11 protein-coding genes are annotated in these 19,262 nt (G+C 66.2%); 9 read left to right on the top strand and 2 right to left on the bottom strand.

Annotated elements, in window-relative coordinates; translation table 11 throughout:
- Nucleotides 1-106: 106 nt before the first annotated feature.
- The 4 genes from ASC77_RS22090 to ASC77_RS22075 all read left to right on the top strand — a co-directional run bounded on the left by ASC77_RS22090 (nucleotide 107) and on the right by ASC77_RS22075 (nucleotide 6,793).
- On the top strand, nucleotides 107-1,780 hold the full coding sequence (locus ASC77_RS22090; protein WP_056158071.1) for an Lsr2 dimerization domain-containing protein: 1,674 nt from the start codon (nucleotides 107-109) through the stop codon (nucleotides 1,778-1,780).
- Between the two features lie 97 nt (nucleotides 1,781-1,877).
- Nucleotides 1,878-2,594, top strand: a complete 717-nt coding sequence (locus ASC77_RS26350) for a TIGR02391 family protein (RefSeq protein ID WP_156391240.1) — start codon at nucleotides 1,878-1,880, stop codon at nucleotides 2,592-2,594.
- Nucleotides 2,595-2,729: 135 nt separating this feature from the next.
- On the top strand, nucleotides 2,730-4,916 hold the full coding sequence (locus ASC77_RS22080; protein ID WP_082575208.1) for an ATP-dependent nuclease: 2,187 nt from the start codon (nucleotides 2,730-2,732) through the stop codon (nucleotides 4,914-4,916).
- The gene (locus ASC77_RS22075) at nucleotides 4,913-6,793 is read left to right on the top strand and encodes a UvrD-helicase domain-containing protein (protein ID WP_056158065.1); all 1,881 of its coding nucleotides are present in this window, start codon (nucleotides 4,913-4,915) and stop codon (nucleotides 6,791-6,793) included. Before ASC77_RS22080 ends, ASC77_RS22075 begins: the two co-directional genes overlap by 4 nt.
- A gap of 405 nt (nucleotides 6,794-7,198) precedes the next feature.
- On the opposite strand, the gene ASC77_RS22070 is transcribed toward ASC77_RS22075, so the two are convergent.
- The gene (locus ASC77_RS22070; RefSeq protein ID WP_056158062.1) at nucleotides 7,199-8,017 is read right to left on the bottom strand and encodes a hypothetical protein; all 819 of its coding nucleotides are present in this window, start codon (nucleotides 8,015-8,017) and stop codon (nucleotides 7,199-7,201) included.
- A 335-nt stretch (nucleotides 8,018-8,352) separates the two neighbouring features.
- On the opposite strand from ASC77_RS22070, the gene ASC77_RS26345 reads away from it, so the two are divergent.
- The 5 genes from ASC77_RS26345 (at nucleotide 8,353) to ASC77_RS22045 (ending at nucleotide 15,243) form a co-directional block, all read left to right on the top strand.
- Nucleotides 8,353-9,033, top strand: a complete 681-nt coding sequence (locus ASC77_RS26345; RefSeq protein ID WP_162249851.1) for a DUF433 domain-containing protein — start codon at nucleotides 8,353-8,355, stop codon at nucleotides 9,031-9,033.
- Nucleotides 9,034-9,035: 2 nt separating this feature from the next.
- On the top strand, nucleotides 9,036-9,473 hold the full coding sequence (locus ASC77_RS22060; protein ID WP_056158055.1) for a hypothetical protein: 438 nt from the start codon (nucleotides 9,036-9,038) through the stop codon (nucleotides 9,471-9,473).
- A 643-nt stretch (nucleotides 9,474-10,116) separates the two neighbouring features.
- Nucleotides 10,117-10,560 carry a hypothetical protein gene (locus ASC77_RS22055; protein WP_056158052.1) on the top strand — a complete coding sequence of 148 codons (444 nt, stop codon included), beginning with the start codon at nucleotides 10,117-10,119 and terminating at the stop codon, nucleotides 10,558-10,560.
- Nucleotide 10,561: 1 nt separating this feature from the next.
- The gene (locus ASC77_RS22050) at nucleotides 10,562-12,694 is read left to right on the top strand and encodes a tyrosine-type recombinase/integrase (RefSeq protein WP_056158049.1); all 2,133 of its coding nucleotides are present in this window, start codon (nucleotides 10,562-10,564) and stop codon (nucleotides 12,692-12,694) included.
- 116 nt (nucleotides 12,695-12,810) lie between these two features.
- The gene (locus tag ASC77_RS22045) at nucleotides 12,811-15,243 is read left to right on the top strand and encodes a hypothetical protein (protein ID WP_056158046.1); all 2,433 of its coding nucleotides are present in this window, start codon (nucleotides 12,811-12,813) and stop codon (nucleotides 15,241-15,243) included.
- A gap of 38 nt (nucleotides 15,244-15,281) precedes the next feature.
- Here ASC77_RS22045 and ASC77_RS22040 read toward each other — a convergent pair whose 3' ends face one another.
- On the bottom strand, nucleotides 15,282-18,311 hold the full coding sequence (locus ASC77_RS22040) for a hypothetical protein (RefSeq protein WP_156391239.1): 3,030 nt from the start codon (nucleotides 18,309-18,311) through the stop codon (nucleotides 15,282-15,284).
- Nucleotides 18,312-19,262 lie beyond the last annotated feature (951 nt).

Here is a 19,262-nt window from a genome sequence, read left to right as displayed (position 1 = left end):
GCGCCGACGCCATCGACAGACGAGATCCGCCAACAGCCGGACGGGTGTCGACGGCCGGTGCCACCATGGCGACGCCGACACCGTCGACTCACATCGGGAGCAGCACATGGGTCTCCTCGACCGATTCCGCAAGCGCGACGCGTCGACCACACATGCCCGGACGACGGTGCCGCAACCGTTCCCGACTGCTGGGACGCCCCAGGGCCAGCCGCACTTCGCCGTGATCGACGTCGAGACGACGGGCCTGTCCGCCAGCCAGCACCGAATTGTCGAGATTGCCGTCATCACCACCGACCCCTGGGGCCGGGTCCTCGACGAATGGGCAACCCGCGTGAATCCCGAGGGGCCTGTCGGCGCGACCCACATCCACGGCATCACGGCCGCCGACGTCGCCAACGCGCCCGTGTTCGCCGACATCATCGCCCCGCTCAGCCAGCGGCTCGCCGGGGCAGCGGTCGCTGCGCACCATGCCAACTTCGACCTCGCCTTCGTGCGCGCCGAATACGCCCGAGCTGGCTGGGACATGCCCCACCTCCCTGCCCTGTGCACCCTGGAGGCCTCCGAGTACCACCTCCCGACGCTCGAACGACGCCGCCTCGCGGACTGCTGCTGGGCCGTCGGTACTCCACTGGTGGGAGCGCACTCCGCGCTCGGCGACGCGCGAGCGACCGCGTCGCTCCTCGCCGCGTACATGCACCCGCATGTCGGATACCCGCCGCCGGCCGATCACCTCGACCTCCCGACCCGCGGGCTCAGTGTGCGCTGGCCCACAGGTCCTTCCCGTGCTCCGTCCCCAACCGTGGTGATCTCGGGGTCACCGCGGTCGCGGCCAGATCCTTCACCACGTGCCCGCTCGGTCATGGCGGCCGAGGCCCACGCCCCGCTACCGCAGGCGCTGGTCGAGCTCGTCGAGAGGTTCTCGCTCGTCGACGCCCTGGATGAAGGCGCCCCGCCCGGAGCGCTCGCCTACTTGGAGAAGCTCGCCGAGGTACTCGAGGACGGCGAGGTGACTGCTGACGAGGCCGCCGACCTCGAAGCCGTCGCCGACGCCGAGAACCTGACCAGCGCCGACATCGCCGCCGCCAACCAGGCGTTCGTCCTCACGCTCGCGCACGCCGCTCTCGACGACGGCAAGGTCACTCGAGCCGAACGCGCCGAGCTACAGGCGGTCTCCGACCTCCTCGGCGTCAACCACAAGCTCCTCCCCGCCCTCCTCGACCGCGCCGAGCAGGCCCGCAACCAACGACTCTCCGCCAGCCTGAAGGATCTCCCGTCGGACTGGTCTCACGGCGAGCCACTGCGTGTCGGCGACAAGGTGGTGTTTACCGGGTGTGACGAGGCGCTGCGGAACCGTCTGGAGGCGAGGTCCGAGCAGCTCGGCGTCAGGATCATCTCCTCGGTCTCCGCCAAGACCGCGATGCTCGTCACCGACGGAACCATGGACGGCGGGAAGACCGCTAAGGCGCGCGAACACGGCACCCGCACCGAACACCCCACGGTCTACGCGACCTTGCTCGAGCACCTCCAGCCCGCGGTCGCTCGCGACGCCAAGCCCGTCCCCAAGGCCCCTGCCAGGCCCCAACCTCGGCACAGCAGCGACCAGGCCTCACCGGAAAGCGTGAGGCCGGTGGAAGCCCATCCGAAAAAGCCGGACGTGAGTCCCTCCGAAGTCCGGGCGTGGGCTCGAGCCAACGGATACGAAGTCGGCAGCCGAGGCCGCCTTCACCAAGACATCCTCACCGCGTACACCGCCGCCCACGCTACGGCGGACTCTGGCTGAGCCGCTGACAGATTTGCGGAACGACCTGTTGTGGACCAGGAGGCAGCGGTGCGCAGTTCTGGTTCGGGTTCGCCGCTACGCGGTAGCGTCCTACACCGTGAATCGGGAGTGGGCGACTGCGAAGCTGGTTGAGTATCTGGAGCTCTGCAAGCAGATCCGCGTTGCCCAAGATGCCGCAGACGGTTTCTGGGGTCCTGAATGCACACGACTGAACGATGTGGCCACGGAGCGCCTCTCCACGGTTGAGCGCATTGTGCGTTCCGTGACCCCGCAAGCGCCCGCACCGCTAATGCCGCCCAGCTACTCCAGCGCAGACAGTGCGCAGTACGTCCTTCGCGCTCTAGGGGCTCTGCGTGATCAGGCTGAGGTTGAAGTCAACCTGATCCCGGACTCACCAACCTTGCCTGCTGATGGCCTACACCCGAGCATTTGGGCGCCGGCGTCCTCGATCTGGACGACCGGACAGTACGCCGCCGCGATTCAGGGGGCTGCTCTTGCTCTCTCTGCGCACGTCCAGCAAAAGGCTGGTTCCAAATTGCGCGACGGAAAACTGGCGGCGCAAGTGTTCTCAAGCGAACGTCCAAAGTCCGGGCAGCCGCGCCTGCACTTCCCGGGGTGGACGCCCGACGACGAAAGTTGGCTCTCGAGGCAGCGCGGTCTCCACTTGCTGGCCCAGGGCGCGTTCGCCGGGATCCGAAACCTTGTCTCACATGATGTCGTGGAACTAACGGAGCATGAGGCACTGGAGCAGATGGCGGTTCTCTCAATGGTCGCCCGCTGGGTCGACGAGACCGAACTGGTAGAGGCGTCCTAGTTGGCCGGCCGTCCGAAGAAATCGACTCTCATCGCGAGTCAGAAGAACTTGAACGCCAGATGGAGCAGTGGCGGGACAAGGGATGTGGGCAGAATAGAGCCATGAGTTTCACTGGCCACCTGCGGAGAGTTCGTAGTGCAAATTAGGTGCTTTCGTGTTGAGAACTTCAGGCGACTCAAGAATGCTCGGGTTGACCTCGATCGGCAGCGCACCATATTCGTCGGCGCAAACAACAGCGGTAAGACGTCGGCCACGCATCTGTTCCAGATGTTCCTGTCGCAACAACCCCGTGCGCCGTTTCAGATCTATGACTTCACGGCCGACTGCTGGGAGGTCTTTGACTCGTTCGACGTCGACGGCGGGGATCCAGACGTCGAGCTTCCGCGAATCACGTTCGATCTGTGGTTCGAGGTCGACGAGGACAACCTGCATCGCGTGCTCGAACTCCTGCCAAGCCTGGACTGGGAAGGCGAGCCCGTCGGTGTCCGAATGGTGTACGCACCCAGGGACGGCGCCAAGTTGGCTGCGAACTTTAAGGAAGCGCGTGCGAAGGCCAAGGCGACCACTGGCGACGTGCAGACGTCCTATAAGCCGTGGCCTCAGACCATGGTGGAGTACCTGACGAAGCGGCTTCAGCAGGAGTACGAGATCAAGTACTACGCACTCGACGCCAATGAGTGCGACGACCAGTTTGTGCTCAACGACGGGTACGATCCGTTCTTCCTCGGCACGCACCTAACCGGCGCGTCGAGCATCGTTGACTCGATCATCCGCGTCGACTTCCTCAACGCTCAGCGTCACCTGTCCGATGTCGACTCGCACGGCAGGAGTGAGGACCTCTCGAAGCGACTGAGTCGCTTCTACGAGCGGAACCTTCAGAAGTTGGATAGCGACCTGGACGCCCTCGGGGCTATCGCCGAATCGGAAGAGCGGCTGAACAAGCACTTCGCCGACGTCTTCGGACCGACCCTGGAGCGGCTGGGGGAGGTGGGATACCCGGGCATCGCCAATCCCGGCCTGGTTGTTAAGGCGTCATTCAACGCGCATGGCATCCTCAGCACAAGCGCTAAGGTCCACTACTCGCTGCCAGCACCGGCGGGCGCAGGTGCGGGCAGCGAGCAAATGCTGCCCGATCAGTACAACGGCCTTGGCTTTAAGAACCTCATCTACATGGTCGTCGAGGTGCTCGATTTCCATCAGGCATGGGCGGAGGCCGAGATCGACCGTCCGCCGATCCACCTCGTCATGATCGAGGAGCCAGAAGCCCACCTGCATGCTCAGCTGCAGCAGGTGTTCATCCGGAAGATTCTCGAAATCTTGCCCGCGCCTGAGGCGGACTTCCAGACGCAGCTCGTGGTCACGACGCACTCGCCGCACATCATCTATGAGAGCAACTTCAAGCCGATCCGCTACTTCTGCCGATCAGTCGCGCCGAATGGGCTGCACTGCAGCGACGTCAAGAACCTGTCGGTGTTCTACGACGATGAAGAGGTGTCGACGCGGGACTTCTTACAGCAGTACATCAAGCTGACGCACTGTGATCTCTTCTTTGCGGATGCCGCCGTCCTAGTAGAGGGCAACGTTGAGCGCCTGCTCCTGCCGCTTGTCATCGAGCGATTCGTGCCTGACCTCCGCTCGTGTCACCTGACGATCCTGGAGGTCGGCGGTGCCTTCGCGTACAAGTTCGCCAAACTCCTGGACTTCCTGAGCCTGCCGACGCTGGTCATCACAGATCTGGACAGCGTGGCTGTTCCTGAAGCTAGCGGGGAGGACGACGAAGACGCCAAGCAGGCATCTGCCTGCGCGGTCGACACGCCTGGGGCCGTGACGTCGAACGAAACGCTGAAGCAGTGGCTTCCAAAGATCGGTGGGATCAGCGAACTGCTGGCGGCCAGTGCTGAGCAGAAGGCACCCGCCAGTCCTGATGGCGGCCCCGGCTTGGTTCGTGTTGCCTATCAGACCTACGAGACGGTGTCGTGGCAGGCGGCCGATGAGGACCGAGCTGGTCGGACGTTGGAGGAGGCGTTCGCTCTTCAGAATCTCGACTGGACGCAGAGCGTGGACGGCAAGGACCTGGGACTGCGCATCGCTAAGGCGTCCGAACTCTCGATCACGGAGTTGCACGAGAAGCTCTTCAAACGCGTCAAAGGCACGCACTTCGACAAGACCGCCTTCGCCCTCAGCGTGATTGCGGCGGCCGAGCAGTCCTGGAAGTCTCCGGCGTACATCGTCGAGGGCCTTGAGTGGCTGCGCGAGCAACTGGAGCTTGTCGTGCCGGAGGAGCTCGCCAGCCAGGTTGCTGAGGAGTCCGACTCAGAATGACGTCACGAGTCGACGCGCCTGACACCGACGCCGATCGCCAGATTCGAGAGATTCTGAACCAGGATCACCTGATCGGGTTCACTGTCGTAGCTGGCGCAGGATCAGGCAAGACCACGTCGCTAGTGAAGGCGCTGGCACATGTAACGAGAACCCGCGGGCCTTCGCTGCTCGCAAAGACGCAGCGCGTCGCCTGCATCACCTACACAGAAATTGCCGCGCGGGAAATTCACGAGGAGATCGGCAACGATCCTCTCGCCTCCGTCTCTACGATCCATAGCTTCTTGTGGGCGTTGGCCAAGCCGTTCCAGAAAGACATCGGCCTCTGGGTTGCGACCCGCATCGATGAGCAGATCGCCGGGCTTCTCGAGAAGCAAGCGAACTACAAGCCCGGCACGCGTCAGACGACAAAGGACAACGACGCGGCGGCTCTCGAGAAGCGTCAACACCAACAGGCCGCCGTAAAGGGCGTCAAGCGGTGGACCTACGGCATCGGGGCTGACTACGCCCGGGGCATCGTTGGCCATGCCGACATCATCAAGATGGTGCCGGAGATGATCCTTGAACGAAGGCTGCTGGCGCAGCTTGTCGGTCGCCAGTTCCCGTTCATCTTTGTGGACGAGAGCCAGGACACCTTTCCCGAGGTCGTTGAAGCGTTGAAGCACGTTTGGTCGCTCGCGGCCGGGAAGATGTGCCTCGGCTTCTTCGGCGACCCGATGCAGCAGATCTATCAGCAGGGCGTTGTCTCGGTGTCGCTGGAGCCTGGCTGGGTCAACGTCGACAAGCCTCAGAACTTCCGGTCTTCGCGGCGGGTGTTGGCCTGCGTCAATGCTGTACGTGCCGAAGGTGACACGCTCCAGCAAGTGAGCGGTCTGTCGGAGCAGCCCGCAGGAGAAGCATTCTGCTTCGTTCTTCCGTCAGACGACCAACGTAGCGACCGACTGGAACTCGTTCGTGTTTGGCTGGACCAACACAGCACCTCAGGGAACTGGACTCGCAGCGCACACGAGGGCGGCTCCAAGATCCTGATGATCGTGCACCGCATGGCAGCCAAGCGTCTCGGCTTCGAGAACCTGTACGCGTCGTTCCACGACAACAAGTCCAGTAGCCTCGGAGACGCATTCGACGAAGGCAACGCGTGGCCCCTGACTCCATTCAGAGACGTGATCCTGCCGCTCTGCCTCGCGAAGGAGGCCAGTTCGCCCGCCGTTCTGGCGGTACTGAGAGAGAGCAGTCCGCTTGTGCGTGTGGGGCAGGCATCCCGGCAGCTCAAGGCCGCACTCGCATCAAGCAAGGCAGCCGTTGAGGAGTTACGCCAACTCGCAGCAGATCCGAGCACAGCGAAGCTGGGCGACCTGCTCCGCAGTGCAGCCAATAGTGAACTCATCGAACTCGACCCTCGGATGGCTGCGTACCTTTACCCGGATGGCGAACACGGTGACGTCGTCCTCGACGAGCGGGTTGTCGACGTATTGAACGCCATGGCCGAGTGCGTCCTGTCCGAGTTGGAGGGCTACTACACCTACGTGAAGCAGGAGTCGCCGTACTCCACGCAGCACGGAACAAAGGGATCCGAGTTCGAGCGCGTCATTGTCGTCCTCGACGACAATGAGGGGCGGTACTCGCTCTACTCGTATGACAAGTTCCTCGGCTTGAAGGATCTGTCGGCCACCGATGTCGACAACCAATCGAGAGGTGTCGACTCTGCGATCGAGCGGACGCGCAGGCTGTTCTACGTCTGCGTCTCTCGTGCGCGGGAGTCACTCGCTGTCGTCTTGTTCTCCGATGACGTGGCTCGGGCCGCCGAGGCAGTTCGCCAGTCAGCGATTGGGCAGCATGTTCAGGTTCTCACCGTCGATGATCTGTCACCTCTGGCCTGACCGTTGGCGGATCGCACACCGGTTACTGGCCGGACTCGCTCCGGAGAACTCGTATTGCAGGTTCGACGGCTGCTGTCGGTGAACCGCATGCGGGAATGGCGGCCATGACGTGGTCGTTCTTCTGGAAGTTTGCGAATTCACCATTCCAGCCCCTCGGCCTGCACAGCGTCCAAGCCGGCCTCATCCGTGACAGGGAGAACCGGTGAGCTTGGCCACGCGCTGGTCGGCCGATCCCGTCGGCTCAGCTGCGCCGGCGCAGGCGGCGAAATGAAGCAAACATCGGCAGGCATCGAGGCGGCCGGCGCCCGCGAGGTGGACGAGGGCATCTGTGGCCTGGGCAGGACGAGCAAGTTTCTAGCGGCGGGACTGCCCTCGCGCGACATCGGCCCTTGCTGCCCGACCGGCCTATCTGTCGGGATTGGTCGGGTTGAACAAGGCCAGTCCGCCGTAGACGGACCGCCGGCGCCAAGGCGGCGCGTAGCCCCAACGGTGACGTCGCTGTGCCCACAGCATCCGGTGGCCGCGCCAGCCGATCCGCCCCATGAGTGCTTCGCGGGACGCGTCTCGAATCCATGGGAGTAGGAATGCGTCCACGTAGGCACCGAGCATGAAGGCCAACTGAAGTTGAGGAGAGGCGGTCGGTGCCGTCACCGAGGTACGCGCGTTGAGCCCTTGCAGGACGGTCGGGTAATACCACCGCAGCAAGCCCTGCTCGGTGTCCCATGGCCGGCCGGGCAAATCCCAGACTTCGCTCACCAGCATTGAAGCGAACGGGATCGAGTTAATGACGCGCACCCAGTCCTCGTCGGAGCAGTCCGCCCATGTCGCCCGCGGCATGTCTTCCAGCGTCATCCACGTACCGTCGATGTCGCGGATTTCGGGGTTGTCGTACAGCACGTCGATCAGGAGGTTAATCAGGTCGAGGCGAATGGCTCGGCCGTAGACGCGGACCCGCAAGGTCGCTTCGATCACCGAAAGTTGGTGGTCCGCGGCCCTGACTCGCTGGAGAAGCCGGTCCGAATCGTCCTTGGGGGGCGGCTCCGAGCGGCTGACGTCCGTCGCGATCGCCAGGACATCGAGGATGGACTGCCACGCCCCCATGTAGGCGTCCGTCAGCGGCACCCGTCGCGCGGATCGCGCAGTCACCACCGAAAGCCACACCGCGGCGAGCGCCGCGAACCCGCTGGAGACCTGCGCCGCGTCCACCCACCCGCTCGATGTCACGAGCGCGATCCTTGCAGGCGCTGGGCACCCGGCCATGTATTTGGCGCGGGACTGCCTTGCAGGGTGAAACGGGCTCGCTTGGTGACCCGCCCCGAGGCGGTGGAGGAGCGTCCGGTGACTGGAGCCCTCCGTGGAAGGTCACGAGCGGTGGGCCACCATGTTGTGCCACAGTGGGCGGTGACCAGGTGGCTGCATCATCAGTTGGCTTCGGATGGGATCTCTGGGTCCTCGGCCCTGGGGTGGTCGGCCGAGTCTCTGACTCGCGCCTTGCGGTTCTGGCCGCGACACGGACGAACTGGGTCGTCGCGGATGGCGACGGGTGCCAAGATGTCGGTGTGGCCGTGTCTCTCCTTGATCGTGCGATCTACTCGTACTCCGACGTGGATCGTCTCGTTGGCCTGCACGCGGGTACAGCTCGTCGTTGGCTTGAGGGATACGAGCGTCAAGGGCGTTTCTACGACCCTGTTCTCCGTCAGGAGCCGTCGGGCACTGATTCGGTGACTTGGGGGGAGATGGTCGAAGCGCGGCTGCTTGCGGAGTTCCGTAACATGAGGGTGACCGTGCAGCGGATGCGCCCTGCGATCCTGAAGTTGCGCGAGGAATTCGGCCGGTACCCGCTGGCGCACGCGCGACCGTTGCTCGATGTCGAGGGTCGTGAGCTCGTCCAGGTGGTGCAGCAGGAGGTCGGCCTGGAGCGCAGCCTTCAGCTCGTTGTGGTGCGCGATGGTCAGTACCTCCTAAGTCCTGCCGCGCAGCGGTTCAGCTCTGCTGTGGAGTATGCCGACAACGTGGCCGGGCTGCTTCGCCCCGATCTGCGGACGCCCGACGTGGTGATGGATCCGCGGCGCGCTTTTGGACAGCCTGCTGTGCGCAATGTTCGGACAGATGCGCTCGCTGAGGACTACCGCGCTGGCACCAGTCGCGACGACCTTGCCGATCTCTACGACCTGAGTCTCGAGCAGGTCGATGAAGCAATCCGATTCGAGCTCATCGCAGGTGCTGAGCGCGCAGCCTGATCATGTCGACCCAGGCGCCGGTGTACTTCACCGACGAGAACACCCTGGGCCTCGGCAAGCTCCTGCGGCGTGCTGGCCGAGACGACGTTGTCTACCCCGGCCACGACGACCTGCCTGAGGTACCGGTCGGCACACTCGATCTGGACTGGATGCCGGTCATCGCGCGCCGGAGGCTCATCGTCGTGACCCGGGACCGTCGGATCCGAAGTCGCCCGGCCGAGCTTCGGGCGTATTGGGAGCACGGCATCCGCTCGGTCTGGATCGGCGCCAAGCAGGACCTCGGCCCACGCGAGCAGGTCGAGCTGTTCCTGCGACATGAGGAGCGCCTGCAGCGAGAGATCACCAAGCGCGGCGCCGGCCCTTGGGCGCTGGCGATGAGCCCTACCGGCATCCGGCCCTTGTCGCTCCGCCAGCCCGACGCCGGCCAAGGCGACGCGTGATCGAGCGATTCGAGAGGTCATCGAAATGTCATCAGATATGACCGGCAAGGGACCCGAGATGGTCCGATAGAGTTGAAGGCGTCCGATGGGGAACCTCCTCAACAACCCGAGGTTCTCCAGGGGAATCCAGAGTCTGAGGTGGCCCGGCGAGGGCCTCCGATCTTGTCCAGAGGTCGCAGGTTCAAATCCTGCCCCCGCTACAAATCAAGGCTTGCAGAGCCTGACAGGACCCCAGCCCCCGGCTGGGGTCCTGTGCATTTCGGGCCGTCTGGGTCCCAGGGCCGTTCTCTCGGACCGGGTTTGTGGCGCGTTTGTGTCGCGAACCTGGTCCGGCGTGCCCCCGGTTGCCCCTCGTGGCCCCGGTTGCCCCCGACCGGCCCCGACCCCGCCCCCGGTGCCGACGGCCACGAGTCGGTCGTCGCGCTGTCGAGTCGGGCGCAGACCGGGGGCAGATCCGGGGCAACCGGGGGCAGCCGCCGCCCCGGTGCCGCCCCCGGTCCGGGTGCCTGCGTGGGTGATGGGGGAGGGCGCCCCGTCCCAGGTCTGCCCCGGGTCTGCCCTCGGTTGCGGTCGACAATGCCCCCGATGTCCGGATGAGCACCGGTCTGCTGCGTCCGATCACCCCGACGCAGGAGCAGCACCGATGTCCGTCCCCACCACCCAGCCCGCCCAGCAGCCCACCCAGCAGTACCGGCCCGACGCCGCGATGACGAAGAAGGAGGCCGCGCAGGCGACCGGTGCCAGCGTCGACACCATCAAGCGCCGGATCGAGGACGGCACGCTGAGCACGTTCCCCCGCGAGGGCGACAACCGCGGCACCCTCCTCATCCCCGTCACCGAGCTGGTCGCCGCCGGCCTGCTGGGCGCCGACGCGCTGCGCGACGTGGCCGAGACCGTCGCCACCGCGAAGCACGGCCGCGAGGCCGGCGCCCTGGAGACCGCCCGCCAGGACCTGGCCCTCCAGGTCGCCGCCCTCCAGGCACGGGTCACCGGCCTCGAGGCGCAGCTCGCCGGCGCCGTCGACGAGCGCGACTTCCTCCGCGGCCTGATCACCGGCACCGGCGCCGGCGCCCTGAAGGCGGCCTGAGATGGGACGCCCACTGTCCGGCCGCATCAAGCCCACCCCCACCGGGTTCCGCGCCGACCTCCCCGAGGCCACCGGCAGCACCCGACGCATCGGCGGCACCTTCCCCGACCGGGACACCGCCCAGGCGTGGCTCGACGACGCGATCGCCGCCCACCAGAGCGGGACGCCCATCACCCACCCCCGGGACTGGCAGACCGCCCGTCACATCGACGCGGCCGAAACCGCCGAAGCCCGCCAGCAAGCACCCGCGAACCAGTCCATGCCCGGCGGTGACGCCGAGGGCGGTGGCGGCCGGGGCGACGCCGTGTCCGCGGTGTCCCAGGAGACCGACGCTCCGGCCACCTTCCGCGCGGTCGCCAGCGCCTACCTCCGCGAGCGCTACGTGCTCGGCCACCAGGCCGGCGGTGACCGGGAGATCGCCGAGCGCGACCTGCTCGACAAACTCGACCGGGCGTTCTTCACCGCCCGCGGGCTCAGCCCCGTCACCCTGACCCGCGACGCCTACCTCAGCATCCTGTGCCAATGGGCCGGCACCGAGACCGGCCCCCTGAACAAGCGGATCCCCGCCCACCAGGTCGACAACGCCGACTTCCCCCGCGGCTACTCCGCCCAAGGCGTCCGCAACCACCGGCAGACCCTCGACAAGGTGCTCCGCTACGCCTGGAAGGTCCTCGGCCAGCCGGCGCTGTTCGACCCCGACACCGTCGAGACCCCCAAGACCGACGCCCGCAAGAAGGCACCCAAGCGGGCCATCACCCTCGCCGAGACCGCGGCCGTCGCCGCTCACCTGCACGCCGTGCACCAGCTCACCCTCTGGGTGCTGCGGCTCTCCGGGCTGCGGATCAGCGAATGCTTCGGACTGCACGTCGCCGACGCGGCTCCGGTTCCCGACGGCTCCGGTCGTGGGCTCCTGGTGGTCGCCCGGCAGGGCGGCCGCGTGTTCTGGGAGCGCCTGCCCGACGGCACCCTGGTCGCGCGCACCGAGGTGGACCGGGTCAAGACCGAGCAGTCGGTGCGGCTCGTCCCGATCCCGGCCGCCCTGATGCGGCTAATCCGGCTCACCATCGAGATCTTCCACACCGACGCGAACGGTGACGTCGACCCGAACACCCGCCTGATCCCCGACCTCACCGGAGCCGGGTCAGGCCAGGGCAGCTTTCGGGCCGCGTTCGCCAAGGCCGCCGCCCGGGCCGGACTCGACGTGTCCAGCGACCTCGTCGACGGCTGCGAGCTGCCCATCCCGCACGACCTCCGCAAGACCATCGGCACCGACCTCGCCGTCGCCGAGCTCCCCGCATGGGTCCGGCTGCGGCACCTCGGTCACGCCGCCGGCACCGACGTCCACCACCGCCACTACCTGCTCGACGACCCCGCCGCCGCACCGCTGCTCAGGGTCGCCGACGCCCTGCAGGCCACCTTGGATGCCGACCTCCCGGCCCCGGTCGCCACCCGACTGGTGGTGCCCACGCTGGAGCGGTGCACCGCCGGCAATCAGTCGGCGCTCGCCCGCCGCGCCGACCAGATCGACGCCCAGCTCCTCGAGGCTGACTGGCTCATCACCCCCACCGACGCCGGCACCGACCTGCTCGACGCCGCCCAGGTCGCCGCCTACCTCAACATGAGCGCCGTCACCGTCCGCCGCTGGCTGCGCGACGGCATGCTCCCCAGCCGGCCGCTTCCCGGTGGTCGCGCCGACCGCCGCTGCGCAGCCCTTGCCGACGTCGAGGCGCTGCGAGTCGCTCTCAGCGACGGGACCACGATGGCCGACCTCGCCGACGAGCTCGACTACGGCGCCGCGAGCCTGCACCAGGCCGCAGCCCGGCTCGGCCTGCCGCTGGAGCGTCGCGGCAGGATCACCCTGGTGCCCGAGCAGACCCGCGCCGGCCTCACCGCCTGGGTCGCCCGCCGCCGTCGGCTCGAGGCCGACGGCTACACCCATGACCAGGCCGCCGCACGGCTCCGCGTCCCCGTCCAGACGATCCGAAGCCTCGTCAGATCCGGCGTCCTGACGGCCCTGCCCACCGGCACCGGCGAGCGCGCCTACGTCACGAGGCCCTCGGTCGACCAGGCGGACCTCACCGGGGCTCGGAGCCGCCGGAGGCGACGGTCGACTGCCCGGCGTGACGCCGCGTGAGACCGGACCGCGTGACGTGAGACCGGACCGCGTGAAACGGCAGCCGAACAGGGCGGACTCGGATAGCGTCGCAAGCCGATCAGACTCAGCGTTGGGATACCGTTCGAGGGGGAACGATGACGGACGAGGCCCTGCGCCTTACCAAGGACGAACTGCTCGCCGCCTACCCGGACCCAAAGTGGCAGCGGTCATTCTTCGAAGTGCAACGCATCATTGACTTCCTGTCGGGATCCATCCTTCAGGAGAAGTACAAGGTCCCCGACGACCTCAGCAGAATCGTGCACCTGACCGAGCATGGCAATCAGGTGCTGAACAAGCTCGTCTCCAAGCACGAAGTGAATCCGAAGGTCGCTCGGCTGCTGTGCCTCCTGCAATTGGTCCACCGCGAGCCCCTGGTCGATCTCCAGAAGACCGATGTCGAGGAGCTCCGCTCGTGGGTGGACCAGCAGGTGCGCGGGCGCGACCTGCTCTTCCCGTTCATCGCCGGACGCGACCTGTACGACCGTGCGGCCGAGCTCTTTGAAGAGGCTCGAGACAGCCTCTCGCATGCGGACACCCTCAAGCTGTTGGACGGCCTTCCGATTGGCGTCTTCCAATCAGGCCCCTTCGTCTCCGGGCCATACGGCCTGCTACGCGGTCTGGAACAGCGCTGGTTCGCCCCCATCAAGACGGTGCCGATGTACCACTGCAGCGAGCTCACCTGCGGCGCCGTCCACCGGTGCCGCCTCAGCAGCGACTACTCCGCCCCGATCAACGAGCATTGGTCGACCCTGGAGCGAGTGGTCGAGTCGTACGGACTTGATGACTCCGAATGGGGCGAGTTCGTCGAAGAGATCGGTGGAGTCCAAGGACACCGCTTCGACGATCGCTCCACCGAACCCATGGTCTTGGTGCTCACAGATCTCTTGGCAGACGACGAGCTCCGCATCCTTCTCAGCGACGTCCTCGACAACTCCGCCGGATCACTCCGGTCGATGGTCGAGCCACTGGGCCTGATCGGCAAGGCCGATGACATCGCGGAGAAGCAGGGCCGCGCCGAACTCATCCAGCTGCTGCTGCTTGCCCCCAACGACGTTCTATTGGCCAGGCTCGACAAGCTCATCGTAAACGGCGGGCAACCCGGCCACACCGGCCCCGCGATTCGAGTCGAGGCGGGCGAGGTCCGCCGCCTGATGACGAACCGGGGAATGGGCTACGGAACCTTCGGGACCTATCCCGAGATCTCCCCGTTCGGAGTCCGTTTCACCTCCGATGACTTCGCGCTCGGTCCGATGCGTCTCAAGCGGCTTGTCGAAGCGCTGTACAGCATGGACGATCACGGCGAGGTCGACGAGCTGCAATGGCAGCTTCGCGAGGTCGAGGGCGACGATCCACATGAGCAGCTCGAGGAGTTCGTCCGATCAGCCGAACCCGACGACGTGATCGCCCGACTGATCTTGGCACGCCGCACGAACCAGATCCTCGCGTGCGAGAAGCTCGGACTCGACTACGACGACTTCAGCGAAGACGGCGTGTTCGTCGACGCCACCTTGTGGAAGCTGGGCTTCTACAACCAGGAGTTGCTCGATCCGAACCGGGAATTCTGGGACCATCACGGTCGCCTCAAGCGGTACGCCCAGACTGCCGGCGTCGGCGCCCGCGTTGACGCCGGCGAGCTGCGCTCACGTGCCGTGAACTACTTCGTGGAACTGGAACGCGTCCTGGACGACACCCTCGCCTTTGCGACATGGGCGATGGTCAACGATCACCTGGCCGCCGACCGCCCCTTCGCCTACGAACCGTCGGCGGAGCGTGCTCGGTCGTTCGCGAGGCTCAACGAGCAGGAGGAACTCCGGGACTCCGGCGACGAGGTCATCCGACTCGGTGAGGAGAACACCCTATTTCCGTTGGTGCGCGGATTCGGAATCCTGGCGGACCTACTCGAACGACTCCGAGCCGAGACGGCCAGCCACCAACGCGACCTCGCCCAATATCCGCGGTATGCCGCCTTCACGACGCTGAAGAGCTTCCCGTTCGTGCACACCGCCCCGTTCCTCGACCTCCTGCCGAAGTCTCAGGACCGCGTGATCGAGTCCCTCCGCCACGTCCGCAAGACCCTCGAGGCCGCCGCGGTTCACGAGGTTCGCAACGACTACATGCACTACCGGGCCTCCGCCACGGACCTGCCACGGCTGGATCAATCACTCGACGCCGCTCAACGTGCAGTCGGCAGGCTCGAGGCAGATGGCCTGTGTCGGACCATGTTCGCCTTGGCTACCACAGTCGGTGATCGCTGGGATCGACGAGTATTCACCCTCCGCAGCGCCAAGGGTCGCGAGCTCGCGTTTGCTCGGCCGGGTGAGTACGACTGGAATCGCATGCCGACGCTCCGAGGCATTCAATACGTCGTTCCGGCCGCGGTGTTCGCACGTCCCAACGAGATGCTTCGGTTTCGGCCCGTGTTCAAGACCCGCTATGCCGAGTACTGGGACGACTTCCCGAAGCCGCGCCAGCGCCGCTCCGGTGTCACCATCGCGGCCGACGTCCATCAGGACGCCGTGGCGCCGTGATCTGGCGCGCGGATGCGTCGGTCCAGCATCGCGAGCTCCTATGGCGCAGCGTCCTGCCCAGTGCGGCGGCCTTCGGCAACCAGGATGGCCAACCTGAGACGCAACGCGATCGCGCCGCGGGCGGGTGTCTCCAGGCCGACGAGCTGGGCCCGGCGGCGCCAGTCCGCAGCGGTCCCCTCGTTGAGCACCCGGTCCAGGGCGGGGCCGTCCAGGGCAGGCTGAAGGTGGCGCGCGAAGTCCGCGTATCGGTTCCATACTTCGGCGCGGTGCTCGCGTGACACGCCACCGTGGCCCTCGAAGATGGCGAGCATCCGCTCGACGAGCCCGTCGAGACGCGTCACCTCGGCAGTGATTGCCTTGGGGAGCCTCCCCTTGTCGGCGACCTCGAGCCCGTACGCGCGTGCGCGTGCGCGAAAGGCTTGGCCGGTACTCGAACCCCGACCGGCTGCACGCCGTTCGATGACGTCCACTCGACGCTGATCCAGGAGATGGGTGCAGTCGCCAGTCAGTTCGGCGTACCGGGCGGGGAACGGCATGCCGGTCGGATCGCAGAGGCACGCCGCGCACAACAGCCCAGCGGCAATCTCGGGTGCGGCGACGTACACCGTGAAAGCGCCTCCGCAGGAGCACTGTCTGACGGACACGGTGCGCAGGCGCCCCGCGCCCGGATGCACGTCGACCACCGCACGACTGATGGCCTCGTCCACGCGCTGTCGTGCCGTGTTCGGCCGAGCGCCCTGTCGCTCCAACGACGCCCTCAGTTCCAAGGTGGTCGCCGTACCGCCGTGTTCGCCGATGAGCGTCTCCAAGGTGCGAGCGTCCGCGGTCTCGATCAGGAAGCCCTGCCGCGACATCTTGCCAAAGGTGCCGTCCAGGTAGGTTTCGCAGATCCGACGCTCGAAGTCCGTCTGCGACGTCTGGATCGCGAAGACGCGCAGGCGGATGGCCTTGGCGACGGCGGCGCGAGCACCACGGACCGGGTGCAGCATGATCCACGAGGCCGCAGATGTGGACATGTGCTTCGCGAGTGCGCTGGTCATCCGATGCCGTGCTGCTCGACCAGTCTCGACGAGAGGACCGGCGAACTCGCGCAGATCTGCGCCGTCCGGCGCGTTGAGCCAGTCGCAGGCAGCCCAGAGCGCTCTGCCTTCAACCTCGACAGGCGTCCCCAGGTACTGCGACTTCAGGTCGGGAACCGTGATCATGACCGGCTCGAAGGTGGCGATCCCTCGGTTCGTCGGAGCGTGAAGTGCTGCGCGAACCGTCATCAGCCCGGGTATGTCCGGAACCACGCTGATCTGCAGCAGTGTTTGAATCAGGGGTGGGAAGGTGGGGTTGTCGGGACCGATCCCGTGCGCCAGTGTCGCCAACGCCCGCGGCACCAGATCTGACTCGATCCGCCACGCCTCATCCTCAGATGCAGAGCTCTGCAGCTCGCTCAGCTTGTGTTCGAGCGCTTCCAGCCGCTCGCCCAGGACGTCGGCATCCCTCTCGTACCTGTCTCGCAGTGTCGCGGTCACGGCACGCGTGCTCCGCTCGACGGCGTATGTGACCTGCTCTCGAACAGTCTCGACGGCCTCTGACAAGGTCTGAAGATCGCGGGAACCGTCGCTCAGCCACTGCCGCCATTCCAAGGGGACGGCGCGGGCGTCGACCGTGGACACCAATGCTCCCTCGGCGAGGGCCGTCGCGACTCGATCGGCCAGCATCACCTCGAAATCGGCGCTGATCACACCAACCCGGTTCCCGGCAGCATTGTTGACCGCGTAGCGCCGCTGGCCGGATTCGTCCCGAAACGCCCGAAGGCGCCACTCACCGTCGTCGCCGGGGTAGGTCGCGCCCGAGTACGGCGAGCGCCTCATTCGTGGCTGGATCTTCTGGCGCTCCGCAAGCCGTCGCTGAACCGCGCGGGCCATATCGATCTCGGCGGGGGAGAGATCGAGCGCGCCGACGCGGAACTTGGTGGTCACGTACGCGCGGCCGTCCGCGGTGTGGATAACGGGCTCGCGGAGGTACTCCGCGGCATTGAGCGGACAGCTCTCCCTGACCTCGTAGACGCCAGAGATCCAGGCATCCATGCCGCGGCAGAACCCTCGAACATCTGGCAGATAGCCGTCGGGGTAGGGCTCGTGCGGCTCTAGGACACGCCATGCGCCGGTCCCGCTCCGTCGGGGCCCAACGACACGGAACTCCCGCAGGAGCCGCCGGGCCTCCATGAACGGGACTCCCTCCTCGAGGGCGGGCAGGACGTGTCGCAGCGCAACCTCCCGGACCTCCGGATCGACCTCGATCTGACGGTTGCCCACGAACCGATACCCGGCGGGGGGAACTTGCGCTCGCGCCCACCGGTCGCGTTGGGCCTCCTGCCTGGCACGATTCTCAGTGAGTTTGCGGACGAGGAAGTCGCGGTCCTCAGCGGCCTTCTGCTGCAACTCTGCCAGCCTGTTCCAGCCGACCTCAGAGGTGAGATCGATCCGCTCGGTTGCGAACACCACTTCGCGCACGCGCGTCTTGCGCATCTGCTTAGCAAGAATGTTTTCGTCGTCGTTCACCGTTCGCCACAGGCGTCTCGGCTCAGATGCATACAACACTCGCGCATGGGACTCCGCGAGCGCCGAGGTCAAGTAGCGCTGGTAGACGGCGACATACGCCTCATCTCGTTCCGCCGCAGTGCCCTTGTACATCTGAATGGCGAGATCGCCGACGGTAAACCTCGCAAAGTGGGCGCCTGTCTGCGGGTCGCGCCCGTACTCGCCGATTCCCGACGTCGGGTCCAACGGCTTGGCGCCGATCTCGATCAACAGATCCGCCTCGGCTCGACTGATGACGCCATCGGCGCACGCAAGCTCAGCGATGGTTGCGAGCTGGCCCTCCTGAGACGCCTCGACCTTCGGCTCAGTTGAACTGGTGCGGGGGATGCCCAGGGCCAATGACCCCGGCTTGATGCCCGGCTGGACCAGCACCGTCAGGTCGCCGTTCGACCCGTCATCCTCTGGGTCTACCACTGCCGCACGTCGGTGTCGACCACTGGAGGTGGTTGATGACACACTTGTGTCGATCGCTCCCATCAGAGATCAGCCCCTATAGCCGCAACCACCTCTGTTGAGCGGGATTGAGCTTCGGCGGAGTTTTCTGCGTCGTCGAGGATCGGATAGCTCGCCGCACGACTAACCGCAGCGAGGTCGGCCAACTCGCGCTGGTCGAGGGCGCGTCGGATCGCGTCGCTGAGGGCGGGCATGTACACCCGCATCGGAGTCGACCCATCAGGAGGTGAAGTGATAGCCATGGGCCGACTGGTCCGACGGCCGCGCCGGCGTGCAGGGCCGACCGCCCGCGTCCGAGGAGGGCAGCAGTCCAGCCGTCCGCAGGTAGCGCGGAGCACGGCGGACATGGCGGCGCGGCAGTTGCTTCTGCGCAAGTCGAGGGGCGCAGTGGCGTGCCCGTGCTCGGCCCGCACAAGCACGGCGCAACAATCCGGAGCGCCCGCAACGCCATGCGCACTTGACTCGGACCGATTCCCAATGTGTCGGAACCTGGACGGTCCGGGCTACGTCAATTGCTGAGATCTCAGGCCGCACCGCTCACGACGTCGCGCGGTCCTGTCGTCGCCCCCCAGCAGGCCGCCATGCCGAGTCTCGGAGCCATCATGGTCGTTTTTCCAAGGAGCTGGCAGGGAACTCGATCATGACCTCGGACGGGCCTCCGGGACGCGCTGCCTACCGAGGATGACGTGAATGGGCGACGTCGAAAGGGCCAGACTCGCGACCAGGCTCCGGACCGTCAGACAATGCAGGGTTGAAGAGCGGTTGTTACGGTCGCCTGCCCTCCGGAGGATGACGCCTACATGGGAACGCGCTGGCGCTAACGCCCGAATTGAGCGGTCCGCACGTCTGTGACGATGGACGGCAAAGGCTGGGCCGACGTGATCACAATTGCGATAACTCGATGTTCGTTGGGGCGTAGCCGTGGCCTGCGCAACCGCCGGCAGCGCCGAGTTTGATACGACACCGCACGACAGC

Source organism: Nocardioides sp. Root1257 (genome assembly GCF_001425175.1).
Lineage (GTDB): Bacteria > Actinomycetota > Actinomycetes > Propionibacteriales > Nocardioidaceae > Nocardioides.
Note: the sequence above shows the minus strand (reverse complement) of the source record. Positions and strands in the feature narration are given on the sequence as shown.

Bases quoted from the DNA above. Each gene is read 5' to 3' on its own strand.
- ASC77_RS22075 (WP_056158065.1), top strand. From the start codon at position 4,913: ATGACGTCACGAGTCGACGCGCCTGACACCGACGCCGATCGCCAGATT.
- ASC77_RS22060 (WP_056158055.1), top strand. From the start codon at position 9,036: ATGTCGACCCAGGCGCCGGTGTACTTCACCGACGAGAACACCCTGGGC.
- ASC77_RS22040 (WP_156391239.1), bottom strand. From the start codon at position 18,311: ATGGGAGCGATCGACACAAGTGTGTCATCAACCACCTCCAGTGGTCGA.
- ASC77_RS22090 (WP_056158071.1), top strand. From the start codon at position 107: ATGGGTCTCCTCGACCGATTCCGCAAGCGCGACGCGTCGACCACACAT.
- ASC77_RS22045 (WP_056158046.1), top strand. From the start codon at position 12,811: ATGACGGACGAGGCCCTGCGCCTTACCAAGGACGAACTGCTCGCCGCC.
- ASC77_RS22055 (WP_056158052.1), top strand. From the start codon at position 10,117: ATGTCCGTCCCCACCACCCAGCCCGCCCAGCAGCCCACCCAGCAGTAC.
- ASC77_RS22050 (WP_056158049.1), top strand. From the start codon at position 10,562: ATGGGACGCCCACTGTCCGGCCGCATCAAGCCCACCCCCACCGGGTTC.